General features: G+C 45.6%; 1 pseudogene. It reads right to left on the bottom strand.

Features of this window, described 5'->3' with window-relative positions:
- Positions 1 to 605, bottom strand: a pseudogene (locus ABN217_RS19745) (glycine dehydrogenase (aminomethyl-transferring)); the annotation flags it as partial.

Raw genomic sequence — 605 nt, 5'->3', positions numbered from 1 at the left:
AGCCATCACGACCAGTATACAAAATGTCATAGTGACCTTGCAGACGCTTAGCAATATAGTTCGCATTTAAAATCGCCACTTGGCTAGCTCTTCTTAAACCATACGAGCCCATCATGCGAATATACATCCAGCTAATTGGCAGGATTGATGCGCTACCAAATGGTGCGGCTGAAACAGCACCTTGGTCTGTCACCATCTCTTGCTCAACGACTGAGTGCCCCGGAACAAATGGTGCTAAATGTTTTTTAACACCAATTGGTCCCATACCCGGACCGCCACCGCCATGTGGAATACAGAAAGTTTTATGTAAGTTTAAGTGGGAAACATCTGCACCAATATAGCCAGGTGTCGTCAAGCCCACTTGTGCGTTCATATTAGCGCCATCAAGATACACTTGGCCGCCAAACTGATGGATGATTTCACAAACTTCTTTGATGCTTTCTTCATACACACCATGAGTTGATGGATAAGTTACCATCACACAAGAAAGATCGGCGCTGTGTTTCTCCGCTTGTTGACGTAGATCAGCAAGGTCAATGTTACCTTCGTCATCACAACGTACCACAACCACTTCCATACCTGCCATATGAGCTGATGCAGGGTTG

Origin of the sequence: Proteus sp. fly-1067 (assembly GCF_040139345.1) — a bacterium.
Classification (GTDB): Bacteria; Pseudomonadota; Gammaproteobacteria; order Enterobacterales; family Enterobacteriaceae; genus Proteus; species Proteus vulgaris_B.
The sequence above is the reverse complement of the archived record's forward strand: the minus strand, read 5'-3'. Positions and strand labels throughout refer to the sequence as shown.